The sequence below is a fragment of the Pseudomonas sp. A125 genome (assembly GCF_055409485.1).
Map to the genome: position 1 here is coordinate 95,578 of NZ_JBUZVP010000002.1, position 23,671 is coordinate 119,248.

A 23,671-nucleotide genomic window follows, 5' to 3' on the forward strand; every position below is an offset into this window, starting at 1 on the left:
CTAGCCCGTATTTCCAGATATGCAAACTTTTACAGAGCAGTGTTATTTAAATTATAAATTTGCCTTAACGCTGTTTATTGTCATGCCTTTAAGTTATGAAGCTTGCGGCTTTATTAGCTATATCTAATAAACGCTGAACCGGCTTGATAAATTATTTGAGGGCACGGTTGTTGGCTCGATTGTTGTTTGCTCAGGAGTGTTCATGTCCCAATCTTCGGAAAAGTTGCGCCTCAATGCCTTGATCGCCCTGGTGGTGGGCTCGATGATCGGTGGCGGGATTTTCTCGTTGCCGCAGAACATGGCGGCCAGCGCCGATGTGGGTGCCGTACTGATTGGTTGGGGGATTACCGCCGTGGGCATGCTGACCCTGGCCTTCGTGTTCCAAACCCTGGCCAACCGCAAACCCGAGCTGGACTCCGGCGTATACGCCTACGCCAAGGCCGGGTTTGGCGACTACATGGGGTTTTCGTCGGCCTGGGGTTACTGGATCAGCGCGTGGATGGGCAATGTCGGTTACTTCGTATTGCTGTTCAGCACCCTCGGTTACTTCTTCCCCATCTTCGGCCAGGGCAATACGCCGGTGGCGATAGGCTGCGCATCGGTGCTGCTGTGGGCCGTGCATTTTCTGGTGATGCGCGGGATCAAGGAGGCGGCGTTTATCAACCAGATCACCACCGTGGCCAAGATCGTGCCGCTGGTGATGTTTATCGTGATCGCCGCCGTGGCGTTCAAGGCCGATATCTTTACCCGCGACATCTGGGGCCTGAGCAACCCGAACTTCGGCGGCGTGGTGGACCAGGTGCGCAACATGATGCTGGTCACGGTATTCGTGTTTATCGGCATCGAGGGTGCCAGCGTCTACTCGGCGCGGGCCGAGAAACGCTCGGACGTGGGGCGGGCCACGGTGATTGGATTTCTCGGCGTGCTGGCGTTGCTGGTGCTGGTCAACCTGCTGTCGCTGGGGATCATGAGCCAACCGGAACTGGCCAATCTGCAAAACCCGTCCCTTGCCGGCGTGCTGGAACATATCGTTGGCCCATGGGGCGCGTTGTTGATCAGCATCGGCCTGGCGGTGTCGCTGCTGGGTGCGCTGCTGTCGTGGGCCTTGCTCTGCGCCGAAATCCTCTACGCCACTGCCCATGACAAAACCATGCCGGCGTTCCTGAAAAAGGAAAACCTCAACCAGGTGCCGGTCAATGCGCTGTGGCTGACCAATGTGATGATCCAACTGTTCCTGGTGATCACGCTGTTTTCAGAAAGCACCTACACCAGCCTGATCTACCTGGCGTCGTCGATGATTCTGGTGCCCTACCTGTGGTCGGCGGCGTATGCGGTGTTGTTGAGTGGGCGCGGTGAAACCTACGAAGGCGCCCATGGCGAACGCATGAAGGACTTGCTGGTGAGCCTGATCGCTTTGGCCTACGCGGTGTGGCTGTTGTACGCCGGTGGTTTGAAGTACTTGCTGTTGTCGGCGCTGCTGTATGCGCCCGGGGTGATTCTGTTTGCCCTGGCCAAACGTGAGCAGGGCCAGCCTTTGTTTACCCACCTGGAAAAAGGCATTTTCGCCTGCGTGATCGCCGGGGCGAGCCTGGCGGCGTATGGGTTGTACAGCGGGGTACTGTCGTTGTGAAGATTCCTGTGGTGAGCGGGCTTGCCCCGCGCTGGGCTGCGACGCAGCCCTTAAACCTGTCACTTCGGACTGTCTGAAGGAAAATTACTGCCTTATTGGGGCCGCCTTGCGGCCCAGCGCGGGGCAAGCCCGCTCACCACAAAAGCCAAAAGCCGTTTCACTATCAGAAGTTACCCAGTCACCACTTCGCGCGATGTGAGCCCAACTCCCCAGCCGGCAAATCCCATTGCAACGGTGTCCCGCTGATGGTCACCGGGGGCAGCAACCGATGGGCCGGGCCCCAGGCGGTTTGCTCCACCACCAAGCCCTGATCTTCCGGCGCTTCGGCGCGCAATGGCGGTTGTTCTGGCACTTGTCCCGCATCCACCAGGAGCTTCGCGGTGCGCGCCAATGACAGCAGCGCCGAACCACCGCGCCCGGTCTTCAATCGCTCACTCAAGGCCTGGATCGCACTGGCCGCCATCAAGTACCCGGTGGCGTGGTCCAGCGCCTGCAACGGCAGCGGTACCGGTTTTTCGGCCTTTTTCCATTGCCTGCCGGCCTCGGCAATCCCGGTGCTCATCTGCACCAGGCTGTCGAACCCGCGGCGATTGCGCCATGGGCCGCTCCAGCCATAGGCATTGAGGCTGGCGTCGATCAGGCCGGGGGCGATGGTCTGTAACGCGCCCTCACCGTAACCTAACTGCGCCAACGCGTCGGCGCGGTAGCCGTGCAACAGAATGTCGGTGTCTTTGAGCAGGCTTTCGAAGACTTGCCGGTCGTCGGCGTTTTTCAGGTCCAGGCGGGCGCAGCGTTTGCCCAGGGTCATTTCGGGCACCACGCCGGGTTCGTTCCAGTCGGGGGCGTCGATGCGCAGTACATCGGCGCCGAGCCCCGCCAGAAACCGACTGGCAGTGGGGCCGGCCAGCACGCGGGTCAGGTCCAGCACCTTGATGCCGGCCAACGGCCTTGCCACCGAGCCCAGCCAGGGTTTGTCGCTGAAGGCTGCAAAAGTCTGGCGACGCACCAGTGGTTCCTGGTTGACCGCCAAACCTTGAGGATGAGTTTGCCAGTCTTGCCACGAGCGCATCTGCGCTGCGCAGCCGTTCGCCTCGACAATCGCTTGTTCCAGCTCGGCAGCGTTCCATTGGGCAACTTTCGCGGCCATCGCGTCACGGTCCGCGACCTGGCCGAGTACGCGCTCGGCAGCCGCGCGATGGTGCGGCGCATTGGTGTGCAGGCGAATCCAGCCGTCGGCGCAGGCGTAGTCGCCGGCAATCGGGTCCCATAGCGGCGGTGTGGTCCAGCCATCGGGACGCAGGGACGAGGAGAACCAGAATGAGGCGAGGCGCCGGTCCGCCGTCACCGAGGGCAGGCGCCCGGTTTGCTGCAACAGTAACCGGGCAATCGCCTGGCCCGCCGCACCGACGCTGGCGCTGGCCAGGTCGGTAACGGCAAAGGTCGAGGGCAGGGCGCCGGCCTCGGTGAAGGCCAGCGGGGTGATGGGTAAGTCGAGTGCTTCCTGGACGGGGGTGAGCAGATCAGTCATCAAAGGCCCTCCTTATGAGAAGGACCATCATAGAAGATCATCAGGGTTGAATGACAACCCCAGGCTCCAGCGGCAAATCCACGCTGGCGATAAAACCGCCGTCAGGGTGGTTGGCCAGGATCAGGTTGCCGCCATGGCGTTCTGCGGCGCGCCGGGCGATGGCCAGGCCCAGGCCGTGGCCTTGGGCGGTTTGCCCCGGGGCCCGGTAAAACGGCTCGCCGAGTTGGCTCAGGTGTTCGGCATCCACACCGGGGCCATGGTCGCGCACGCTGATCACAATGCGCTCACCCTGGCGCTTGGCGTCCATTTCAATTGGCCGGCCGGGCGGGTTGAAGCGCTGGGCGTTGCGCAGCAGGTTGTCCACGGCGCGCTCTATCATCGTCGGCCAGCCCTTGAGTTGTAGCCCGGCCTCGGCATCAAGCCGCACGGGTTGGTCGGGCGCGCCGAGCAGGGCGTCTTTTTGCAGGGCCTTGAGCAGAGGGTTGAGGTCGATGTCTTCGGCGCTGGCGTTGTCGGCGTCTACCCGGGCCAGTACCAGGATTTCACTGATCAGCGCTTCGAGGCGATCGCATTCGCGGGTCAGGCGCGGCCAGAGTTTTTCCCGTGCTTCGGGCGTGGCACGTTCGGCCAGGGCCAGGGCGATTCGCAGGCGAGCCAGAGGCGAGCGCAATTCGTGGGAAACGTCCCGCAGCAACTGGCGCTGGCTGCCGATCAGGCTTTGCAGGCGGGCGCCCATGCGGTTGAAGTCGGTGGCGAGTACGCCGAACTCATCGCGACGGTTGGCCAGCCGCGCCAGGCTGTTTTGCTGATAGGTGGTCTGGCCCAGGTCATGCACGGCGCCGCGCAGGCGGCTGAGTGGGCGGGTGATGGACAGGGTCACGAGCAGGCTGAACAAGGTCAGCACCACCAGCGCGATCGCCAGGGCACTCAACGGCCAGAGCAGGCTGCTGCGGTGCCAGGCGTCCAGCTCCGGGTGCGGAATGCGGTAGATCAGCAGGTAGGTGTCGCCGGTTTTCTCGCTGGTGTACTCGGCGGTCAAGCGCCGCCAGGGCAGGTGACGGTCCTGGCTGTCGTTTTGCCGGGCTTCGAGGGCGGCGGCGCGACGTGGGAAGGTGCCACGCACCACCGGCTCGCCGCTTTCGTTCAATACTTGCACATCGATGTGGTACTGGCGCTTGCGCTGCTGCAGTAATTCCTGGGCGGCGTCCTCGCCTTGCGCCTCATAGAGCTGCGTCCATTCTTGCGCGAGGTTATTGAGCCCGGGGTGGCGGCTGAGAATCCAGGCGTCCTGGTTGAGCATATGCCCAAGCAGGATCGACAACCCGGCAACCAGGGCGATGGCCAGCCAGAAGCTGGCAAGGACGCGCCAGAACAATGAACGCACAAGATATCCTCAAACAGGAAAAGCCCAGCGGCGGTGGCCACTGGGCTGGGAGTGAAGCTAGATCATTATTGCGCTTTTTGCGGCTGCTGGGCTTTCCAGGCCTGGAATTCCTTCCACTCGGCACGGCGCTCGGCTTGTTTCTTCACGATCTCGTCGAATTTCTTCTGTTGATCGGGTTTCAGCACGGCACGGATGTCGGCCTGGGTTTTCTGTTTGCCAGCGGCCATTTCGTCTTGCATGGCTTTCTGGTCAGCGGCCGGGAGTTTATCCAGGTACTTCTTGACCAGATCTTTGCGAGCGTGCCACTGCTGGCCCATCAACTTGCCGATCTGCTGACGCTGTTCGTGGGTCAGGTCCAGTTGGCTGAAAGGGCCACCTTTGCCCCGCATGCCGTGTTCACCGCCGTGGCCTGGGCCGCCCATCATATGGCCTTCGGGGCCGCCCATCGGGCCTTGGCCTTCAGGCGCCGCCGCCATGGCAACGGTTGGCAGGGCAGCAGCGAACATCAAAGCGATAAGGGTCTTGCGCATGGTGATTCTCCTGTCTCTATTCCGGTGAGTCCGGATGTGAGTAGATTACGCAGAGCAAGGTCAGCGGCAGTCAGGAGAGGGTAAAGCTTGGGTAAAGAGGATTTTGAGCGGGGCTGACAAAACTATCCCGGCAGCGGAGATCATGTGTGGGAGCTGTCGAGCCTAGGCGAGGCTGCGATGCAAGGCACTGCGGTCTATCCGTTGCACCGAGGTGATGCCATCGCAGCCTCGCCAAGGCTCGACGGCTCCCACAGGGGACAGGTGTTGTGCTTAAAGGCTGTAGTAATAGCCGCGGCTGCGCAGCGCCACGATTCGTGGCCGGCCATCGGGGTGTGGGCCGATCTTCTTGCGCAGGTTACTGACGTGCATGTCCAGGCTGCGGTCATACAGGGTCAGCTTGCGGCCCAGGGCGATTTGCGCCAGCTCCTGCTTGTCCAGCGGCTCGCCCGGCTGGCGCAGCAAGGCTTCCAGCAGGCGGCTTTCGGAGACTGTCAGGACAAATTCCTGTTCATCGATGGTGACCACGCCACGTACCGGGCTGAAGCACAGGTCGCCCAGCTCCAACTGCGTGGAGACGGCGGCCGGGTGACTGCGGCGCAGCACGGCGCGCAGGCGCGCGGTGAGTTCGCGAGGGTCGCAAGGCTTGGCCAGGTAATCGTCGGCACCCAGTTCCAGGCCGAGGATCCGGTCCAGCGGTTCGCCGCGGGCCGAGAGCATCAGCACCGGCAGCTCCGGGTGGTCGCTGCGCAATTGCTTGAGCAGCTCCAGGCCGCTGCCGTCGGGCAGCATCACGTCGAGCACTACCGCCGCCGGGGCGGCTTCGGCCAATGCCTTGCGGGCGCTCAAGCCGTCATGGCAGGCACGCACCTGGAAACCTTCCTGGCTCAACCAACTGGTCAGCAGCTCACAGAGCTCCTGGTCATCATCTATCAGTAACAGCTCGCTCATGACTCACTCAATTTAGCCATTGTCGACGGCGCCGGTGCCCGCCACTGGCGAAGATCCCGCACAACAGGGCGATCAGTACGACGGCCCCGCCGGTTACGAACCATTGCTGTTGTTCGGTAAGCCAGCGTGGCAAGGCACTGCCCTGTGCTTCTTTGAGTTGCTGGGCCAGGCGTTGGTTCTCCTGGCGCAGTTTACTCAGTTGGGTACTTTCGCGGGTGGCGTCGGCACTTTGCAATTGCTTGCTCAGTTCGTCCCGCTGCCGTTCGCTTTCTTTCAACCGTTGCTGCAAATCGGTGATCTGGCTGCCGGCACTCAAGGACAGGGGCGTGGAGCTGCCGGTGTTCGAGGTTTCTTCAGCGTGGGCCGTAGCCCCGATCGTTAACACTGCCAACAGACACAACTGACGTAAGCGCATCGGAACTCCTGATTCCACACGAATATTCAGAACGTTGTCGGCAGGTTACCGGGAATAATGAGCGTTTAGGAGTGCGCTGAAGCCAATTGGTTCAGCGCGCAACAAATCAAGGCAGGACTTGCTTGAACGGCTTGACCAGCACATGGGCGTAGACACCGGCCGCCACATACGGATCAGCGTCGGCCCAGGCTTGTGCCGCGGCCAGGGAAGCGAACTCGACAACTACCAGGCTACCGGTGAAACCGGCGTCTCCCGGGTCATTGCTGTCTACCGCCGGATGCGGCCCGGCCAGTACGAGGCGACCTTCGGCCTGCAGCTGCTTAAGGCGCTCAACGTGCGCCGGGCGCACGCTCAGGCGTTTTTCCAGGGAGTTGGCGACGTCGGTGGAAATGATTGCGTAGAGCATGTCAGTCCTCGGTTTTCGGCGTGGTAGGGTCGGTGTCATGCAGGTGGCGCGACAGGTAGATACCCTGGCCGACCAGGAACAGCACGGTCATGCCCAGGCTGCCGAACACCTTGAAGTCCACCCAGTAGCTCTGGAAGGTAAAGGCAACAAACAGGTTGGCGGCGCCGCAGAACAGGAAAAACACGATCCAGGCGATGTTCAGGCGCACCCAGATCGAGTCCGGCAAGGTCAGCGCGTGGCCCATGATCCGCTTGATCAGCAGGCGGTCACCGATGAAGTGGCTGCCGATAAAGGCCAGGGCGAACAGCCAGTTGACCACCGGGGCTTTCCATTTAAGGAAGGTTTCGCTGTGAAAGGCCAGGGTCAGGCTGCCGAAGACGAGGCAGGCGACCAGGGTCAGCCATTGGCTTTTTTCCAGCTTGCGCTGGGAGATGAAGAGAGCGCCGTAGACCACCAGCGAGCTGATGATCAGCACCGCCGTGGCACTGTAGATGCCACCGACTGTCAGCTCGTGGCCGGCAATATCGATAACGCGGGGGTCGATTTTGTAAACGATGAAAAACAACAACAGCGGGATGAAGTCGATGAATTGTTTCACAGTAAGAGCCAGAAGCTGGATGTGGCGGCATAATAACAAACATCCTTGGTAGCGAAAGCGCCAGCTGACTTGAGGTTACACACTTCCGTGAATGTTGATTTGCACTGCCATAGCACAGCTTCCGACGGCGCCCTGGCGCCCGCGGTCCTGGTTGCGCGTGCGTTTGAAAAAGGCGTGCGAGTCCTGTCGTTGACCGACCACGACACCCTCGAAGGCCTGGCAGAGGCCCGCGAAACGGCGAATGCCTTGGGCATGCAACTGGTCAACGGGGTTGAATTGTCGTGCACCTGGGGCGGCGCAACCATTCATGTGCTGGGCTACGGTTTCGACGTCGACGCACCGGCGCTGGTGGCGGCCATCGCCAAATTGCACGATGGCCGCTGGCTGCGGTCCGAAGAAATAAGTCGCAAGCTGGCGCTCAAGGGCATGCCCAACGGCCTGGAAGGCGCGCGCGCCATCCAGCAGGCACTGGGCGACAGTGGCAACGCCCCGGCCCGTCCGCACTTTGCCGACTGGATGGTGCGTGAAGGGTTTGTAAAGGATCGCGCCGAGGCGTTCCGCAAATGGCTGGGCGCCGGCAAGCTGGGGGACGTCAAGCAACACTGGCCGACCCTGGAAGACACCGTTGGCACATTGCGCGCAGCGGGTGCCTGGGTGAGCCTCGCGCACCCGTGGCATTACGATTTCACCCGCAGCAAGCGCCGCAAGCTGATTGGCGACTATATTGGTGCGGGCGGCCACGCAATCGAAGTGGTCAACGGGCATCAACCCGCCGAACAGGTCGGCAGCCTGGCGATTCTTGCCCGCGAATTTGGTCTGCTGGTCAGCGCCGGCAGTGACTTTCATGGCCCTGGCGGCTGGTCCGAGATTGGCGAATACCGCGCCGTCCCGGAAGATTTGCCGCCCCTTTGGTGTCGCTTCAAACATGACCCCATTATTGCCACCGTCTGAACAGGTAGAACACGTGAGTCAATTCTTCCAGATTCACCCGGAAAACCCGCAAGCGCGCCTGATCAAACAGGCCGTGGAGATCATCCGTGCCGGTGGCGTGGTGATCTACCCTACCGACTCCTCCTACGCCATCGGTTGCCAGATCGGCGACAAGAATGCCGTCGAGCGCGTAAGACGCCTGCGTGACCTGGACAAGAACCACAACTTCGCGCTGATTTGCAGCGACCTGTCCCAACTGGGGCTGTTCGCCAAGGTCGATACTGGCACCTTCCGCCTGCTCAAGGCCCACACGCCGGGGCCTTACACCTTTATTCTCAACGCCACCCGCGAAGTGCCGCGCCTGCTGCTGCACCCGAAAAAGCGCACCATTGGCCTGCGGGTGCCGGAACACCCGATTGCCCTGGCGCTGCTGGCCGAGCTGGGTGAGCCGCTGATGAGCGTGTCGCTGATCCTGCCGGGTGAAACCGAGCCGTTGTACGACCCCTACGAAATGCGCCGCCTGCTGGAAAAACACGTCGACCTGATCATCGACGGCGGCTACGGCGGCAACAAGGCTTCCACCGTGATCAACCTTGCCGATGGCGAGCCACAAGTGGTGCGCGTGGGTTGCGGCGACCCGGCACCGTTCATGGTCGAGGCCTGAATGTCGGCCGTCGAACCCGTCGACAGCCAGGCGGGCGCCCAGCAGGAACTGCCCTTTGCCATGGTCTACGGCCAGGCGGTGCTGGAAATGCCGCTGGACCTGTACATCCCGCCGGATGCCCTGGAAGTCTTCCTCGAAGCCTTCGAAGGCCCGCTGGACTTGCTGCTGTACCTGATCCGCAAACAGAACATCAACATCCTCGACATCCCGGTAGCGGAAATCACCCGCCAGTACATGGGCTACGTCGAGCTGATGCAGACGGTGCGCCTGGAGTTGGCCGCCGAGTACCTGGTGATGGCTGCGATGCTTGCGGAGATCAAGTCACGCATGCTGCTGCCGCGCTCGGAGACCATCGAGGCGGAAGAGGATGACCCACGCGCCGAACTGATCCGTCGCCTGCAGGAATACGAACGCTTCAAAGCCGCCGCCGAAGGCATCGACGGCCTGAGCCGCGTGGGCCGCGACGTGGTGGTGCCCAAGCTCGACGCCCCGGAAGCCCGGGCGCGCAAGCTGTTGCCGGACGTGAGCCTGGAAGAACTGCTGATGTCGATGGCCGAGGTACTGCGCCGTGGCGACATGTTTGAAAGCCACCAGGTCAGCCGCGAGGCATTGTCTACCCGCGAGCGCATGAGTGATGTGCTGGACCGCCTCAAGGGCGGCGGGTTTGTGCCTTTTGTCGAGCTGTTTACCAAGGAAGAAGGGCGGCTGGGGGTGGTGGTGACCTTTATGGCGATCCTCGAACTGGTCAAGGAATCCTTGGTCGAGCTGGTCCAGAATGAGCCTTTTGCGGCTATCCACGTGCGGGCGCGAGCCGAATAAAGAGCTGAATCGATGAATCTGACTGAACCCCGCGAACTGGCCCCGCTGCTGGAGGCCTTTCTCCTGGCCTCGGGCAAGCCGCAATCCCTGGAGCGCCTGTTCGAACTGTTTGAAGAAACCGAGCGCCCCGAGCCGCCGGTGTTCAAGAAAGCCCTGGAAATTTTGCGCAAATCCTGCGACGGCCGCGCCTTTGAGCTGCGGGAAGTCGCTTCGGGTTATCGCCTGCAAATCCGCGAGAAATTCTCGCCGTGGGTCGGCCGCCTGTGGGAAGAACGCCCGCAGCGTTATTCCCGGGCGATGCTGGAAACCATGGCACTGATCGCCTATCGCCAGCCCATCACCCGGGGCGAGATCGAAGACGTGCGGGGGGTGGCGGTCAACAGCCATATCGTCAAGACGTTGCTGGAGCGTGAGTGGATTCGCATCGTTGGCTACCGTGACGTGCCCGGCAAGCCGGCGATGTTTGCCACCACCAAGGTGTTCCTCGACCACTTCAACCTTAAGAACCTCGACGATTTGCCGCCGTTGGCCGAACTGCGGGAGATGGAGCCGGACCCGGTGCTGGACTTCGACGACGCACCGGTGCCCGCCGGGTTGCAGGAACTGGCCGACGCCAGCGCCGAGCCGGAAGAGCCGAAGGACGAAACCAGTTTCCATACGCTGTTGCTGGAACTGGACGACATGGAGCAGGGCATCAAGACCGACTTCGACGATTTGCTGCGAGATGGTGGGGTCAGTGACGGTGAGCTGGAGCCTGCGTTGCAACTGAACGTTGAGGTTGAGCTGCCAGTCGAAGTTGAACCGGAACCGGAGGAAGATATCCTCGGTGTGGCCGAAGCCCGCGCCAAACTCCTGGCCGCTGTAGCCGCTCTCGAACAGCCCGAACTGAGCGACGAAGAGGCCGAAGCCCAGGCACTGGCCGAAGCCATCGAAAACGAACGCCGCCAATTCGAAGACTGACGCCGCTTCAAATTGTGGGAGCTGGCTTGCCTGCGATGCAGGCGGCTCGGTCTCTCTGCTACACCGAGGTGATGCCATCGCAGGCAAGCCAGCTCCCACAGAAAACCAATGCCTGGGAGGATTTCAATGAGCTCCACCAAAGACCCCTGCATCAGCGTCTGCAAATTCACCGATGACATCTGCGTGGGCTGCGGACGCAGCAAGCGTGAGATCCGTGCCTGGAAGAAACTCGACAAGGTCGACAAGCGCACGGTACTCGCCGAAGCTGAACTGCGCCTGCTGGCGCTCGGTGCCACCGGTCGGCGGAAAGGCCAATGAACCTGCACTTATCGACTAGTCTTTGATGCGCAACGCGCGCCTTACGCGTATGATTCGCGACCCTTTGGCGATGCGTTCGCCAAACGCCCAGCTTTTACTATCTTCAGGCCAAGCCTGAATCGACACACCGGGAGGTGCTTAAGATGAGTGACCAAGACCAGAACGACAGCCAGGAAATCGGCCCCGCAGGCGAAAAACTGCAGAAAGTCCTCGCCCGTATCGGCGTAGGCTCGCGCCGCGACGTAGAGGCCTGGATCACCCAGAAGCGCATCAAGGTCAACGGCGTTGAAGCTACCCTTGGCCAGCGCGTCGACCTGCACGATGCCATCACCATTGATGGCAAGGTCATCAAGCGTGAAGAGGCCGCCGAATCGGTGCGCCGCGTCATCATGTACAACAAGCCCGATGGCGAAATCTGCACCCGTGACGACCCGGAAGGCCGTCCAACCGTATTCGACAAGATGCCGCGCCCTAAAGAAGGCCGCTGGATCAACATCGGTCGTCTCGACATCAACACCACCGGCTTGCTGATGTTCACCACCGACGGTGAACTGGCCAACCGCCTGATGCACCCTTCCTACGAGATGGACCGTGAATACGCGGTACGTGTACGTGGCGAAGTCGATGACGAAATGATCGAGCGCCTCAAGGCGGGCGTGGTGCTGGAAGACGGCCCGGCCAAGTTCACCGACATCAAGCAGGCACCGGGCGGCGAAGGCTTCAACCATTGGTACCACTGCGTGGTGATGGAAGGCCGTAACCGTGAAGTCCGTCGCCTGTGGGAATCCCAGGGCCTGGTGGTCAGCCGCCTGAAGCGCGTGCGTTTCGGCCCGGTGTTCCTCAACTCCGACCTGCCGATGGGGCGCTGGCGCGAAATGAGCCAGTTCGAAGTCGACATCCTGAGTGCCGAAGTTGGCCTGACGCCGGTCGCCATGCCGCAGATGAACGCCAAGAGCAAAGACAAGCTTGAGCGTATGCAGCGTAAATCGTCGCGCCCGGTGGCGCGTACCGACCGTGTGGCCCGCACCTTGCGCCCTGCGCTGGATGCCCCGGCCACTGGCGGTCGCATCTCCCGCGAGCCGCACATCGAAGGCGAGCGTCGTCCTTCGGCACCGGCTCGTCAGGACGGTGAACGTGCTCCGCGCGCACCGCGCCCGGCCGGTCGTGGTGATGCCCCTGCGGGCGGTCGCGGTAACCGGGGTGAGTCTGGCCGTGGTGCCCCGGCTACAAGCCGTAGCGACGACAGCGCCAGCACCAAACGCCCAGCCAAGCCATCGCCGAAAAAGCGTCCGGGCCTGAAGCTGGTCGATGACGCGCCATCGGGCAAGCGTCGTGGTGCACCGGCCGGTTCCGGCCAGCGTCCAGGGTTTGGTCGCAAGAAGCCGCAGTGATTCACTAAGCGCTGCACAAAAACGCCAACCCTCGGGTTGGCGTTTTTTTTTGGTCTGGATTTGGAATGTGTTCTATCAAGCAGGCCTGATTTTCTGTGGGAGCTGGCTTGCCTGCGATGCTGGCAGCTCGGTCTATCGGCAATACCGAGGTGATGCCATCGCAGGCAAGCCAGCTCCCACATTTGATCTCCATTGTTTTAACGAACGTGTCAGAACATGAAAGCCCCATCGAACACGGGTTTATCGTCGAGGGCCAACACGCCGCTGGCGAAGATGAGGTCCAGGTGATGGCTGCCTTTCTGCCCACCGCCCAAGCCCAGGTGCAGCCCGCAATGGCGCTCCTCAAAGCCGGCATTGCGCGCATACAAATCCTTCACGCCTTCGTTGGTGCCAATGCCCAATTCTTCCACCCGGCGGTTGGACGGGTTGGCATTCAGGTATTTGTTGAAGTCATCCGCCAGCCCCGGCACTTCACTGGCCACGGTGCAGATGGTCGAGTTCTCGATCCACAATTCCAGCGGTGATTGCAGCACGCCGTATTTGCGTGCAAAGGGAATGGTGCTGAGGAAAGTGCCGACAAACCGCACCTGGCCATTGATGGCCTCGCTGTGGGTAGCGATCTCGCCGGGCGCCAGGTCGTGGTTGCCGACGCCGTTGATATTGGTCCACTTCTTGATGCTGCTCAGGGGCGCTTCAAGGCGCGAGCCATGCTGGTCGGTGAAGCTCAAGACGCTGGCCTGGGACATGCGCCGGATCAACGTGGCGTTGAGGTCGGCAATCCGTTGTGGGGCAACGCTGAAGGTGTCGTAGAAATAGTCGCCGTAGTCCTTGAGCAGCAGGGACTTCTTCCAATGCTCGGCCATCACGCCTTGCAGCGCGCGGATAAAGTCCGGGCCTTCGGCGCTTGGGTTGGGCAGGGTCGAGGAATCGTAGAGAAACAGGTACAGGTCGCAGTCTTCGATGGCTTTGGCCAGCGTTTCGCTGGGGGCTTGGTCCAGGCGCTGTACCTGGAAATCGAAGCGTGCGGCGCTGCCCTGGATGATCGACTGGGCGATGGCGTCGTAGCGTTCGGTATGGCCGAGCAAAATGCTGGGGCGATGCAGGCCGGCAAGGGCCGGATGATGGGCGAGGTAATACAGAAAATGTTCGACGGCGCGGGCCTTGTCCATGACGTCCTTCCTTCAAAGCCTTCGGTAAGAGCAGTGGCAGGTGCGGCGTCCCGCGCCTGCCGGGGTGCCTGATCAGATTAGAAAGGCCACATCGCGGTGCCAAATGGCACAACGGCATCGGCTTGCATCATTTCAACGGCGGCCTCGTGGGTCGGCGCTTCAAACCAATCGTCGAGTTGCAGTTCGGTTTCCAGGTCGTTTTCCAGTGCTTGCATGGTGAATCTCCTAGATGACGGTGTTTGAGAACGAGCTTGCCAGCGGGCTGCGCCGGGCAAGTGGATGAACCTAGAAGAGTGTGTTTGGGAATGCAAAATCTTTATTGACACGGTTTCATTCGGATTTTTTATTCTGTTTTGATGGCGATTTGGTTTATGCCGGTGAAACAGACAGTTGGCTGCGTGTTTCTGTAGGAAGCGTCTTGCCGTCAACTTCCCGTGTTCTGAAAGAATTTTCCCGGTGTCCCTCCTATCTGCTGCACCGCATCCTGTCGGCCCAGACAGGTTTGGCGGTGTACAATGCGCCGCGTTTTACTGTGATCCCACTATTCAGGGCTATCCGCCCCGTGCACTCCGCCTGGCCACAAGCCAGTCGGCTTCGATTTCGTCACAGATCAGACCTTGCGTGAGACCCTTTCCATGAGTGAAGCCAACTCGCATTCAGGTGAACTGAAGCGCGGCCTGAAAAATCGCCATATCCAACTGATCGCCCTCGGTGGCGCGATTGGCACCGGGTTGTTCCTGGGCTCGGCCGGCGTGCTGAAATCCGCCGGCCCGTCGATGATCCTCGGCTATGCCATCTGCGGCTTTATCGCCTTCATGATCATGCGCCAGTTGGGCGAGATGATCGTCGAGGAACCAGTGGCCGGTTCCTTCAGTCACTTTGCCCACAAATACTGGGGCGGTTTCGCCGGTTTTCTGTCGGGCTGGAACTGCTGGATTTTGTACATCCTGGTGGGCATGTCGGAGCTGACAGCGGTTGGCAAGTACGTGCACTACTGGTGTCCCGAGATTCCGACCTGGGTGTCGGCGGCGGCGTTTTTTGTGCTGATCACTGTGATCAACCTGTCCAACGTCAAGGTCTTCGGCGAGGCTGAGTTCTGGTTTGCGATTATCAAGGTGGTGGCCATCGTCGGGATGATCGCCCTGGGCAGTTATCTGCTGGTGAGCGGCACCGGCGGGCCGCAGGCTTCGGTGAGCAACCTGTGGGAACACGGTGGGTTCTTTCCCCATGGTGTTAGTGGCCTGGTGATGGCCATGGCGATCATCATGTTCTCGTTTGGCGGCCTGGAGATGCTCGGGTTTACCGCGGCCGAGGCGGATCAGCCGCGCACGGTGATCCCGAAGGCGATCAACCAGGTGATCTACCGGATCCTGATTTTCTACATTGGTGCGCTGGTGGTGCTGCTCTCGTTGACGCCTTGGGACAGCCTGCTGGCAACCCTGAATGCTTCGGGTGACGCGTATAGCGGCAGTCCGTTTGTGCAGGTTTTTTCGATGTTGGGCAGCAGTGCGGCGGCGCATATTCTTAATTTTGTGGTGCTGACGGCGGCGTTGTCGGTCTACAACAGTGGTACCTACTGCAACAGCCGCATGTTGTTGGGGATGGCCGAGCAGGGGGATGCGCCTCGTGTGCTGGCGAAGATCGACAAGCGCGGGGTGCCGGTGAGGGCGATTCTGGCGTCAGCGGCGATTACGCTGGTGGCGGTGTTGATGAATTACCTGATTCCGCAGCATGCGCTGGAGTTGCTGATGTCGCTGGTGGTGGCGACCCTGGTGATTAACTGGGCGATGATCAGTTTTTCGCATTTCAAGTTCAGGCAACATATGGATCGGACGGGGCAGGTGCCATTGTTCAAGGCGCTGTGGTACCCGTATGGCAATTACCTCTGCCTGGCGTTCGTGGTGTTCATTCTTGGCATCATGTTGCTGATCCCGGGGATCCAGGTGTCGGTGTACGCGATTCCGGTTTGGGTGGCGTTCATGTGGGTGTGCTACGGCATCAAGAACAGGCGTAAGGCTCGGGAGGGGGTGGTGTTGAGTCGGGGTTGATCTCGGGTACATATCCGTTGCTGCGGTAACGGCCGCTTATGGTTCCGCTTTTACAGCGGGTCACTTTTGGCAAACGCCCGGCATGCCGGAACGAAGGCGGGACCCGCAAATCAAAAGCAAGAGCACGGCGGCCTGAAAGCCGGCTTGAGTGTTAGAAGCCAGATCAAAAACCAGAGCGAAAGCAGAGCTGCTTTTTCTGTAGGAGCTGGCTTGCCGGCGATGCAGACAACTCGGTCTGGCAGGTACACCGAGGTGATGCCATCGCCGGCAAGCCAGCTCCTACAGTTGAACCGTGCCAGCCTTTGATTTTGCTGTTGCTTTTAACACTCAAGCCGGCCTGTAGGCCGCTGTGCTGTTGATCTGCTTGTGATCTTGATCTTAGGCGCCCCGTTAAACCACGCTGGCCGAACGCAGGCTTTGGAGCGTGGGTAACTCGGCAGGACGGCGGCCCACGGTCCAAAGCCTGCGTGAGGGCATATGCCCCAGGCCCCAGCAGCCCAACACATTGGCGTATCCTTACCCCTCCAACCCAAGGCCCGATCAAAAAATGCTGGTGATTTCCAACAACGTGCACCTCCCCGACGCCGAGGTTGAGCTGACGGCCATCCGCGCCCAGGGCGCCGGCGGTCAAAACGTCAACAAGGTCTCCAGCGCCGTGCACCTGCGCTTCGACATCCCGGCCTCGTCCCTGCCTGACTTCTACAAGGAACGCCTGCTGGCCCTGCGCGACACTCGCATCACCAGCGAAGGCGTGCTGATCCTCAAGGCCCAGCAATACCGAACCCAGGAACAGAACCGCGCCGACGCCCTCGAGCGCCTGGTAGAGCTGATCCTCAGCGCCACCAAGGTCGAAAAGAAACGCCGCCCCACCAAACCTACCCTGGGCTCAAAAAAGCGCCGCCTCGAATCCAAGACCAAACGCGGCAGCATCAAGGCCGGCCGCGGCAAGGTTGATTTCTAAGCCGCCCCGCGCTCCTCGCGGTATTTAGGTGCCTGCCGGTACAGGTACAGGCTCAACAGCAACCCGCAAAACGCCGCGATCGCGGCAAACAGGAAGATCGAGGCAAACCCGAACCCCGCCGCAATCGCCCCGGCCAACGGCCCGGTGACCCCCAGCGACAAGTCGATAAACAGCGAATACGCCCCCACCGCCGCGCCCCGGCTCGACGCCGGCACCAGGTTGACCGCCTCCACCCCCAGCGCCGGGAACACCAGGGAAAAACCAAACCCGCTCAACGCCGCGCCGGCCAATGCCAAATGAGGGTCCGGCGCCAGCCATAACAGCAGCAGCCCCAGGGTCTCCACCGACAAACAGGCAATCGCCACGCGAAACCCGCCAATGCGGTTGATCAGGTTGCCGAACAATAACCGCGCCCCGATAAAGCTGGCCCCGAACAGGCTCAGGCACAGCACCGCGTTGTCCCAGTGCTGGGTCGCGTAATACAGGGTGATGAAAGTCGCAATGGTGCCAAACCCGATTGAGCCCAGCGCCAGGCCGCAGCCGTGAGGCAGCACGCGACCCAGTACGTGCATGAACGGCAGGCGCTCGCCCACCACGATGGGGGCGGCAACTTTTGGCCAGGCCAGCAGCAGCCCGAGCAGGGCCAGCAAGATGATGCTGACGCCCATGCTCCACAGCCCGAAATGACTGACCAGCAACACCCCCAGCGGCGCGCCGATGGCCAGGGCGCCATAGCTGGCGATGCCGTTCCAGGAGATGACCTTGGCGGTGTTCGCCGCGCCCACCCGGCCGATGCCCCAGCCAATGGCACCCGAGCCCACCAGGCTTTCAGCGCTGCCCAACACCAGGCGGCCGATCAAGAGGCTGGTCAGGCTCAACGCCGGAAGGTGTGAGAACCACGCCGAAAGCAACATCAACACGCCGCTCAAGCCGCAACCCGCCAGGCCATACATGACCGCACGCTTGCTGCCGCGGTTGTCGATGATGCGCCCGGCATAGGGCCGGCTCAGGAGGGTGGCCAGGTACTGCACGCTGATCACCAGGCCCGCGATCACAGCGCCAAAGCCCAGGTCGCTGTGCACGTAACCCGGCAATACGGCCAGGGGAATGCCGATGTTCAGGTAGCCAATGAAGGTGAATAGAACGATGGAAACAACTTGCAGCGTGACCGCCATGGGGCGCTGGGTATCGGGCATGGGGAGAGGTCCACTGTCGCAGCAGGAAAAGATAGGCTGCTTATGATACCGATGCTGGGTGCATGCGGGGGCCGCAAAGCAAACTTTCAGCGATCGGCGGGGTTCAGTAACTGCGTGGTTACCAGCGCGGCCAGGGCGTTTTCCTGGGTGCCGAAGCGCTTGAGCAGCAGCGCCTGTTTTTCCGGGGTGAGGCGGTTCCAGATGTCGACCATCTGCAGGGCAGTGTCGAGCAGGGCGGTATCGGGGGTGGTGTCGGTCATGGCGGGGCTCACGGTGTTCAGGCGGTGTGGAAAGCGCGCAATGTCACGCTTTCCACACGGTCTGGGTACGGCACTCAGTCTTCGCTTTTGCGATCGACCGGTTTTGCCTCTTTGGGCTCGGGCTTGCTGGCGCCGGCCTGTTGCGGGGTTGGCTGCTCAGTTTCGTGCAGGCTTGGGAAGGGGAGATTAGGGATTTCGTGCATCGTCGTCGCTCCTCGCAAGATCTGTTTTATCAATCGCAGGTGATTCCGCGCTTTCAAAAAGCTTGGGCAGGATACAGCACTGTAAATGACAGAAAGATTTTATCTCAAAAAATGAACGCGTCTTCATCCCGCCGCACAAGTGACATGGCGCCACAGTTGGATCCATTGTCATCGTACAACTTCACGGTTAACGGATTGACATCGTCGCGCGGACTGAATATAACGCTAACAGTTGTATGACGACATATGACGTTACAGTTTTATAACGCCCGTAATACGGGTGTGCTTGGTCGCAGAACGTACGCCTCAAATCTAAAAATAATTAAGGTGAAGCGATGAAAATCAAAGGCATCCGTTGGTGGATGGTCGGGCTGATGACGGTCGGCCTGATTATTAACTACCTGGCCCGCAACACGCTCTCCGTCGCAGCCCCCACGCTGATGACCGACCTGAGCATCTCCACAGAGCAGTACTCCCACATCGTTGTTGCCTGGCAGGTGTGCTACGCCCTGATGCAACCGATCGCCGGCTATGTGATCGATGCGATTGGCACCAAGATGGGTTTTGCGATCTTCGCCATTTCCTGGTCGGTCGTGTGTGCGCTGGCTGCGTTTGCCACGGGTTGGCAGAGCCTGGCAGTGGCTCGTGGCGCGCTGGGGCTGACCGAATCGGCAGGCTTCCCCGGTGGCGTCAAGGCGATTACCGAGTGGTTCCCGGCCAAGGAGCGCTCCGTCGCGATCGGCTGGTTCAACTTCGGCTCCTCGTTTGGTGCATTGCTGGCGCCGCCATTGGTGGTCTGGGCGATTCTGCACAGCGGCTGGCAGTTGGCGTTCCTGATCGTCGGCGGTATCGGCCTGGTGTGGAGCGGGCTATGGATGTTGCTGTACAAGCACCCGCGTGACCAACGCCTGCTGGCCCAGGCCGAGCGGGAGTACATCGAAGCCGGCCAGGAAACCCACCTCAAGGATGGCGTGCAGAAGAAAGCCAGTTGGAAGCGCATCCTCAAAAGTCGCAACTTCTTTGCCATTGCCTCGGCGCGGATGCTCTCGGAACCGGCCTGGCAAACCTTCAACGCCTGGATTCCGCTGTACCTGATGACCGAGCGGCACATGAACATCAAGGAAATGGCGCTGTTCGCCTGGCTGCCGTTTCTGGCGGCCGACATCGGCTGCGTGCTGGGTGGCTACCTGAGCCCGCTGTTTCACCGCTACTTCAAGGTCTCGCTGTTTAATTCGCGCAAGTTGGTGATGTTGCTCGGTTGCCTGTGCATGATCGGCCCGGCCTGCATCGGCCTGGTAGACAGCGCCTACACCGCGATCGCCCTGCTGTGCGTCGGCGGCTTCGCGCACCAGACGTTGTCGGGCGCACTGTTTTCCATCGCCTCGGACTCGTTCGGCAAGAACGACGTGGCCACCGCGACCGGCGGCGGGCAGATGTGCGGGTTTATCGGGGCTGCGGCCTTTACCGCCGTGTTCGGCGTGCTGGTGACCAAAGTCGGCTACAGCCCGCTGTTTGTGGTGCTGGCGATTTTTGACATCATCGCCGCCATCGTGATCCTGACGGTGGCGCGGGAGATTGTTAAAGACCCGGAACCGGCCGCCCACAGAGGTCAGGGCGGCACGTTGCTGCCGGTTTAACCCTGGCGCTCCATCGCCGCCTTGTAGAGTGAGTTCTTCGGCTGGGCAAACACCCGCGCCAGCATCGGTTCGAAGAAGCTCAACGGCAGGGTGTCGTAGGCCGGGTCGAACGCCGCGGCGTCGTACTCGGCGCAGAACTCGATGGTTTGCCGATACTGCGGGTGGTCGCCAAATTGCTCGCGCAGGTGGCGGTCCATCCCCAGGTGGTGGAAGAAATAGTAGCCCTGGAAGATTCCGTGCTTCTCCACCATCCACAGGTTCTCGGGGCTCACAAAAGGCTTGAGAATGGCGGCGGCGATGTCCGGGTGGTTATAGGAACCCAGGGTGTCGCCGATATCGTGGAGCAGCGCGCACACCACGTACTCTTCATCACGGCCACCGTGCCAGGCGCGGCTGGCGGTTTGCAGCGAGTGGGTCAGGCGGTCCACCGGGAAGCCGCCGAAGTCGCCCTCCAGCAGCCGCAGATGCGCCACGATCCGGGTCGGCAATTGTCGGGCATAGGCGCTGAAATCCTTGGCGATAATGGCCCAGTCTTCCTCGGTGCCGTCCTGCATATGGGTGAATCGAGCCTGCTGGTTCATCAAAGGCGCTCTTATTGTTTTTGAGGGGCGGGGCTAGAACGCCACCTTGCCCAGAATCATGTCGCGGTACATCACAAAATCCCCCAACAGGCTGTACAGCGGATGCTGGAAGGTTGCCGGGCGATTCTTTTCAAAGAAGAAGTGGCCAACCCAGGCAAAGCTGTAGCCCGCCACCGGCACTGCCAGCAGCAGCCACCAGGCGCCTTTGCCGACCGCGAAGGCCAGGAGGAAGATAACGAGGCTGGTGCCAATAAAATGCAGGCGACGGCAGGTGCTGTTGCCGTGTTCGCTCAGGTAATAGGGGTAAAAATCAGCAAAGCTGTTGAATTGCCTGACATTTTCCACGGTGATCGGCCCTCTGGTTATTGTTCTGCCCGACAGATGTTCGGCGGGGAGCTTATTTGAGTCTAGAGTCATCAGTGGTAACAGCCAGTGACAATAGATGCCACTTTAGTATCCTTCGGATTCCTGGCTGTCGTTTCAGCCTTCCTTGTTAAGAAAACGCCATGAGCGAACGAACGACTTCTGCAAGCTGGGCGATGGGGATAGTCAAGGCGTTGGAGATGGACGGCCTGGATTGCCGCGCCTTGTTCAAGCAGCTTGGCCTGGATTACGCCGCGCTGAATGACCCCGATGCGCGCTTCCCCCAGGATTCCATAACCCGGCTTTGGCAGCGCGCGGTCGAACTGTCGGGCAACCCGGCGATCGGCTTGAACATGGGCAAGGTGGTGCGGCCGGCGTCGTTTCATGTGGCCGGCTATGCGTTGATGTCCAGCAACACCCTGGCCGAAGGCTTTATGCGCCTGGTGCGTTATCAGCGGATCATTGCTGAAAGCGCCGACCTGAGTTTTCGCCTGTTACCCGAAGGTTATGCGCTGATTCTTACCGTGCACGGTGACCACCTGCCACCTACCCGGCAAAGCGCCGAAGCGTCCCTGGCCAGCGCCCTGGCGTTATGCGGCTGGCTGACCGGGCGCACGTTGCAACCACGCAAGGTGTTGGTGCAGGGCGATCAGCCGGCGGACCTTGGGCCTTACAAACAAGCCTTCCATGCACCGCTGGTGTTCAACGCCCCCTATGACGCGCTGATCTTCGAGCGGGCAGATATGGAAGCGCCGTTGCCTACGGCGAACGAGGCGATGGCGTTGTTGCATGATCGTTTTGCCGGGGAGTACCTGGCGCGGTTTTCCGAGAGCCGGGTGACCCACAAGGCGCGGCAGGTGTTGTGCCGGTTACTGCCCCAGGGCGAGCCCAAGCGCGAGGTGGTTGCGCAGACGTTGCACCTGTCCCAGCGCACCTTGCAGCGCCGCTTGCAGGAGGAAGGCACGAGTTTCCAGACCCTCCTGGATGACACCCGCCGCGAATTGGCCGAGCAATACCTGGCGCAGCCAAGCATGACCCTGCTGGAAATTGCCTACCTGTTGGGGTTTGCCGACCCGAGCAACTTCTTCCGAGCGTTCCGCCGCTGGTTCGATGCCACGCCCGGCGAGTACCGGGCGCGGTTGCAGGCGCTGCCGGTCAGTGACGCCAAAATGCCGGAATGCACAGCACAAATACCGTGATGATCTCCAGCCGGCCCAACAGCATGCCGAACGACAGGATCCACTTGGCGGCGTCCGGCAGGGTGGAGAAGTTGCCGGCCGGGCCGATGGTTTCCCCCAGGCCCGGGCCTACGCCAGACACGGTGCTGGCCGCGCCGGTCAGTGCGGTCATCCAGTCCAGGCCCAGCAACGACAAGGCCAGGGCAATGGCGCAGATGGTAATGGCGAAGAAAAACGAGAAGGTCAGGATCGAACGCACGATTTCTTCATCGAGGCGATGGCCGTTGTACTTCTGCTTGATCACCGCCCGCGGGTGAATCAACTGGTTCAAGTTGGCCTTGAGCAGGATGTAGGCCACCTGGAAGCGAAAGATCTTGATCCCGCCGGCGGTGGAGCCGGAGCAACCACCCACAAAGCCCAGGTAGAAGAACAGCATCAACGAGAAATTGCCCCAGATGCTGTAGTCCCCCAACGCAAAGCCGGTAGTGGTCACCACCGAAGTGACATTCACGGCGACGTGGCGCAGTGCGTCCAGCCAGGGCAGGTTGGTGGTCCACCAATACCAGGTGCCCAGCACCAGCCAGGTCACCACCAGCAACCCCAGCATGCCTTGCACCTGTTGGTCCTTGATCAGCGCCCGACGGTTGCCACGCATCGTGGCCACATACAGGGTGAACGGCAGGCTGCCCATGATCATCACCACCACCGCTACCCAGTGCACCGCCGGTTGTTTCCAGTGGGCCAGGGATTCGTCGGAGGTGGAGAACCCGCCGGTGGAAATCGCCGACATCGCATGGTTAATCGCATCGAACAAACCCATGCCGGCCCACCAGAACGCCAGGCTGCCGAGGATGGTGATGCCCACGTACGCCGCCACGATCAGGCGCGCCACCATGTGCGAGCGGGGCATGACCTTTTCCGAGCGGTCCGAAGATTCGGTCTGGAACAGGCGCATGCCGCCAATGCGCAGCAGCGGCAGGATCGCCACCGCCATGCCGATAAAACCGATGCCGCCGAGCCAGTGCAGCAACGAGCGCCAGATGAGGATGCCCGGGGACATGGTGTCCAGGCCGCTGAGTACGGTGGAGCCGGTGGCGGTGATGCCGGACATGCTTTCGAAAAAGGAGTCGGTGTAGCTGATGTGCTGGGTCAGCAGGAACGGCAGGGCGGCGAAGATACACACCACCAGCCAGCTGGAGACGGTCAGCAGGTACATGTCCCGTGGGCGCAAATGCACGTGTTCCGGGCGGCCGGGAATCACCAGCGCCAGGCCGGCGATGAAGGTGATCAGGCTGGCCCAGAGGAACGATGGCAGGTCGCTGGTGCGTTCGAAAAACACCAGGGTCGCCATGGGGATGACCATGGCAATCGCCAGGGTGATCAGGAAGATGCCGATAATGAAACCGATAATCCGTAAGGTCGGCAACGCCATGAGGTCCGCTCGGGGTGACAGGGAAAGGCGCCATTCTACCTGCGGTGCAGGGCAAGTAAACCGGGGACTGCACGCGGCAGGACCGACCTGACGGAACGTGGGCAACTATGTAATGCACCTGC

Annotated in this window: 26 protein-coding genes; 11 read left to right on the forward strand and 15 right to left on the reverse strand. The window is 61.1% G+C overall.

Going from position 1 to position 23,671, the window contains the following annotated elements; genetic code table 11:
- The first annotated feature begins 202 nt into the window (after window positions 1-202).
- The gene (gene arcD, locus ACZRN6_RS03410) at window positions 203-1,630 is read left to right on the forward strand and encodes an arginine-ornithine antiporter (RefSeq protein WP_464007212.1); all 1,428 of its coding nucleotides are present in this window, start codon (window positions 203-205) and stop codon (window positions 1,628-1,630) included.
- Between the two features lie 178 nt (window positions 1,631-1,808).
- Here the strand turns inward: arcD and ACZRN6_RS03415 are convergent, their stop codons facing one another.
- The 7 genes from ACZRN6_RS03415 to ACZRN6_RS03445 all read right to left on the reverse strand — a co-directional run bounded on the left by ACZRN6_RS03415 (window position 1,809) and on the right by ACZRN6_RS03445 (window position 7,439).
- Complete coding sequence (locus ACZRN6_RS03415; protein ID WP_464007213.1) at window positions 1,809-3,158, reverse strand: CoA transferase; 1,350 nt, start codon at window positions 3,156-3,158, stop codon at window positions 1,809-1,811.
- A 40-nt stretch (window positions 3,159-3,198) separates the two neighbouring features.
- Window positions 3,199-4,542, reverse strand: a complete 1,344-nt coding sequence (locus ACZRN6_RS03420; protein ID WP_464007214.1) for a sensor histidine kinase — start codon at window positions 4,540-4,542, stop codon at window positions 3,199-3,201.
- A gap of 65 nt (window positions 4,543-4,607) precedes the next feature.
- On the reverse strand, window positions 4,608-5,072 hold the full coding sequence (locus ACZRN6_RS03425) for an LTXXQ domain protein (RefSeq protein ID WP_464007215.1): 465 nt from the start codon (window positions 5,070-5,072) through the stop codon (window positions 4,608-4,610).
- Between the two features lie 270 nt (window positions 5,073-5,342).
- Window positions 5,343-6,020: a response regulator transcription factor gene (locus ACZRN6_RS03430; RefSeq protein WP_322147098.1), complete on the reverse strand. Its 678-nt coding sequence runs from the start codon at window positions 6,018-6,020 to the stop codon at window positions 5,343-5,345.
- A gap of 7 nt (window positions 6,021-6,027) precedes the next feature.
- Window positions 6,028-6,435 (reverse strand): SH3 domain-containing protein, encoded by a 408-nt coding sequence (locus tag ACZRN6_RS03435; protein ID WP_464007216.1) that lies wholly within the window; start codon window positions 6,433-6,435, stop codon window positions 6,028-6,030.
- A 106-nt stretch (window positions 6,436-6,541) separates the two neighbouring features.
- The gene (locus tag ACZRN6_RS03440; protein ID WP_322147096.1) at window positions 6,542-6,841 is read right to left on the reverse strand and encodes a YciI family protein; all 300 of its coding nucleotides are present in this window, start codon (window positions 6,839-6,841) and stop codon (window positions 6,542-6,544) included.
- Between the two features lies 1 nt (window position 6,842).
- Window positions 6,843-7,439: a septation protein A gene (locus ACZRN6_RS03445; RefSeq protein ID WP_464007217.1), complete on the reverse strand. Its 597-nt coding sequence runs from the start codon at window positions 7,437-7,439 to the stop codon at window positions 6,843-6,845.
- A gap of 87 nt (window positions 7,440-7,526) precedes the next feature.
- On the opposite strand from ACZRN6_RS03445, the gene ACZRN6_RS03450 reads away from it, so the two are divergent.
- The 6 genes from ACZRN6_RS03450 to rluB all read left to right on the forward strand — a co-directional run bounded on the left by ACZRN6_RS03450 (window position 7,527) and on the right by rluB (window position 12,521).
- Window positions 7,527-8,390 carry a PHP domain-containing protein gene (locus tag ACZRN6_RS03450; protein ID WP_322147094.1) on the forward strand — a complete coding sequence of 288 codons (864 nt, stop codon included), beginning with the start codon at window positions 7,527-7,529 and terminating at the stop codon, window positions 8,388-8,390.
- Window positions 8,391-8,403: 13 nt separating this feature from the next.
- The gene (locus tag ACZRN6_RS03455) at window positions 8,404-9,033 is read left to right on the forward strand and encodes an L-threonylcarbamoyladenylate synthase (protein WP_322147093.1); all 630 of its coding nucleotides are present in this window, start codon (window positions 8,404-8,406) and stop codon (window positions 9,031-9,033) included.
- Window positions 9,034-9,153: 120 nt separating this feature from the next.
- On the forward strand, window positions 9,154-9,852 hold the full coding sequence (locus ACZRN6_RS03460; RefSeq protein ID WP_173406103.1) for a segregation and condensation protein A: 699 nt from the start codon (window positions 9,154-9,156) through the stop codon (window positions 9,850-9,852).
- A gap of 12 nt (window positions 9,853-9,864) precedes the next feature.
- Window positions 9,865-10,812, forward strand: a complete 948-nt coding sequence (scpB, locus tag ACZRN6_RS03465) for an SMC-Scp complex subunit ScpB (protein ID WP_464007218.1) — start codon at window positions 9,865-9,867, stop codon at window positions 10,810-10,812.
- Between the two features lie 126 nt (window positions 10,813-10,938).
- On the forward strand, window positions 10,939-11,130 hold the full coding sequence (locus ACZRN6_RS03470; protein WP_322147090.1) for a DUF1289 domain-containing protein: 192 nt from the start codon (window positions 10,939-10,941) through the stop codon (window positions 11,128-11,130).
- 143 nt (window positions 11,131-11,273) lie between these two features.
- On the forward strand, window positions 11,274-12,521 hold the full coding sequence (rluB, locus tag ACZRN6_RS03475; protein ID WP_322147089.1) for a 23S rRNA pseudouridine(2605) synthase RluB: 1,248 nt from the start codon (window positions 11,274-11,276) through the stop codon (window positions 12,519-12,521).
- A 209-nt stretch (window positions 12,522-12,730) separates the two neighbouring features.
- Here the strand turns inward: rluB and ACZRN6_RS03480 are convergent, their stop codons facing one another.
- Complete coding sequence (locus ACZRN6_RS03480) at window positions 12,731-13,690, reverse strand: M29 family metallopeptidase (protein ID WP_464007219.1); 960 nt, start codon at window positions 13,688-13,690, stop codon at window positions 12,731-12,733.
- Between the two features lie 77 nt (window positions 13,691-13,767).
- Entirely contained in the window at window positions 13,768-13,905 is a 138-nt protein-coding gene (locus ACZRN6_RS03485; RefSeq protein WP_003175756.1) for a hypothetical protein, read from the reverse strand.
- Window positions 13,906-14,325: 420 nt separating this feature from the next.
- Between ACZRN6_RS03485 and ACZRN6_RS03490 the strand changes: the two genes are divergently transcribed.
- Together ACZRN6_RS03490 and arfB are read left to right on the forward strand one after the other, a co-directional pair.
- Complete coding sequence (locus ACZRN6_RS03490; RefSeq protein WP_464007220.1) at window positions 14,326-15,738, forward strand: amino acid permease; 1,413 nt, start codon at window positions 14,326-14,328, stop codon at window positions 15,736-15,738.
- 547 nt (window positions 15,739-16,285) lie between these two features.
- The gene (gene arfB / locus ACZRN6_RS03495; protein WP_322147085.1) at window positions 16,286-16,699 is read left to right on the forward strand and encodes an alternative ribosome rescue aminoacyl-tRNA hydrolase ArfB; all 414 of its coding nucleotides are present in this window, start codon (window positions 16,286-16,288) and stop codon (window positions 16,697-16,699) included.
- Here arfB and ACZRN6_RS03500 read toward each other — a convergent pair.
- From ACZRN6_RS03500 to ACZRN6_RS03510, 3 genes are all read right to left on the reverse strand, one after another.
- Entirely contained in the window at window positions 16,696-17,895 is a 1,200-nt protein-coding gene (locus ACZRN6_RS03500; protein WP_464007221.1) for an MFS transporter, read from the reverse strand. The genes arfB and ACZRN6_RS03500 overlap by 4 nt on opposite strands.
- An 86-nt stretch (window positions 17,896-17,981) precedes the next feature.
- Window positions 17,982-18,155, reverse strand: a complete 174-nt coding sequence (locus tag ACZRN6_RS03505) for a hypothetical protein (RefSeq protein WP_322147083.1) — start codon at window positions 18,153-18,155, stop codon at window positions 17,982-17,984.
- A 74-nt stretch (window positions 18,156-18,229) separates the two neighbouring features.
- Window positions 18,230-18,358, reverse strand: coding sequence for a hypothetical protein (locus tag ACZRN6_RS03510; RefSeq protein WP_322147082.1), 129 nt, complete (start codon window positions 18,356-18,358; stop codon window positions 18,230-18,232).
- Between the two features lie 362 nt (window positions 18,359-18,720).
- Here ACZRN6_RS03510 and ACZRN6_RS03515 point away from each other — a divergent pair, with 362 nt between their 5' ends.
- Window positions 18,721-19,995 carry an MFS transporter gene (locus ACZRN6_RS03515; protein WP_464007338.1) on the forward strand — a complete coding sequence of 425 codons (1,275 nt, stop codon included), beginning with the start codon at window positions 18,721-18,723 and terminating at the stop codon, window positions 19,993-19,995.
- Here ACZRN6_RS03515 and ACZRN6_RS03520 read toward each other — a convergent pair.
- Complete coding sequence (locus ACZRN6_RS03520) at window positions 19,992-20,576, reverse strand: HD domain-containing protein (RefSeq protein WP_322147081.1); 585 nt, start codon at window positions 20,574-20,576, stop codon at window positions 19,992-19,994. The genes ACZRN6_RS03515 and ACZRN6_RS03520 overlap by 4 nt on opposite strands.
- 33 nt (window positions 20,577-20,609) lie before the next feature.
- Complete coding sequence (locus tag ACZRN6_RS03525; RefSeq protein ID WP_322147080.1) at window positions 20,610-20,921, reverse strand: Mpo1-like protein; 312 nt, start codon at window positions 20,919-20,921, stop codon at window positions 20,610-20,612.
- Between the two features lie 161 nt (window positions 20,922-21,082).
- On the opposite strand from ACZRN6_RS03525, the gene ACZRN6_RS03530 reads away from it, so the two are divergent.
- The gene (locus tag ACZRN6_RS03530; RefSeq protein ID WP_322147079.1) at window positions 21,083-22,138 is read left to right on the forward strand and encodes an AraC family transcriptional regulator; all 1,056 of its coding nucleotides are present in this window, start codon (window positions 21,083-21,085) and stop codon (window positions 22,136-22,138) included.
- On the opposite strand, the gene ACZRN6_RS03535 is transcribed toward ACZRN6_RS03530, so the two are convergent.
- On the reverse strand, window positions 22,095-23,549 hold the full coding sequence (locus tag ACZRN6_RS03535; RefSeq protein WP_322147078.1) for a TrkH family potassium uptake protein: 1,455 nt from the start codon (window positions 23,547-23,549) through the stop codon (window positions 22,095-22,097). The genes ACZRN6_RS03530 and ACZRN6_RS03535 overlap by 44 nt on opposite strands.
- Window positions 23,550-23,671: the final 122 nt, after the last annotated feature.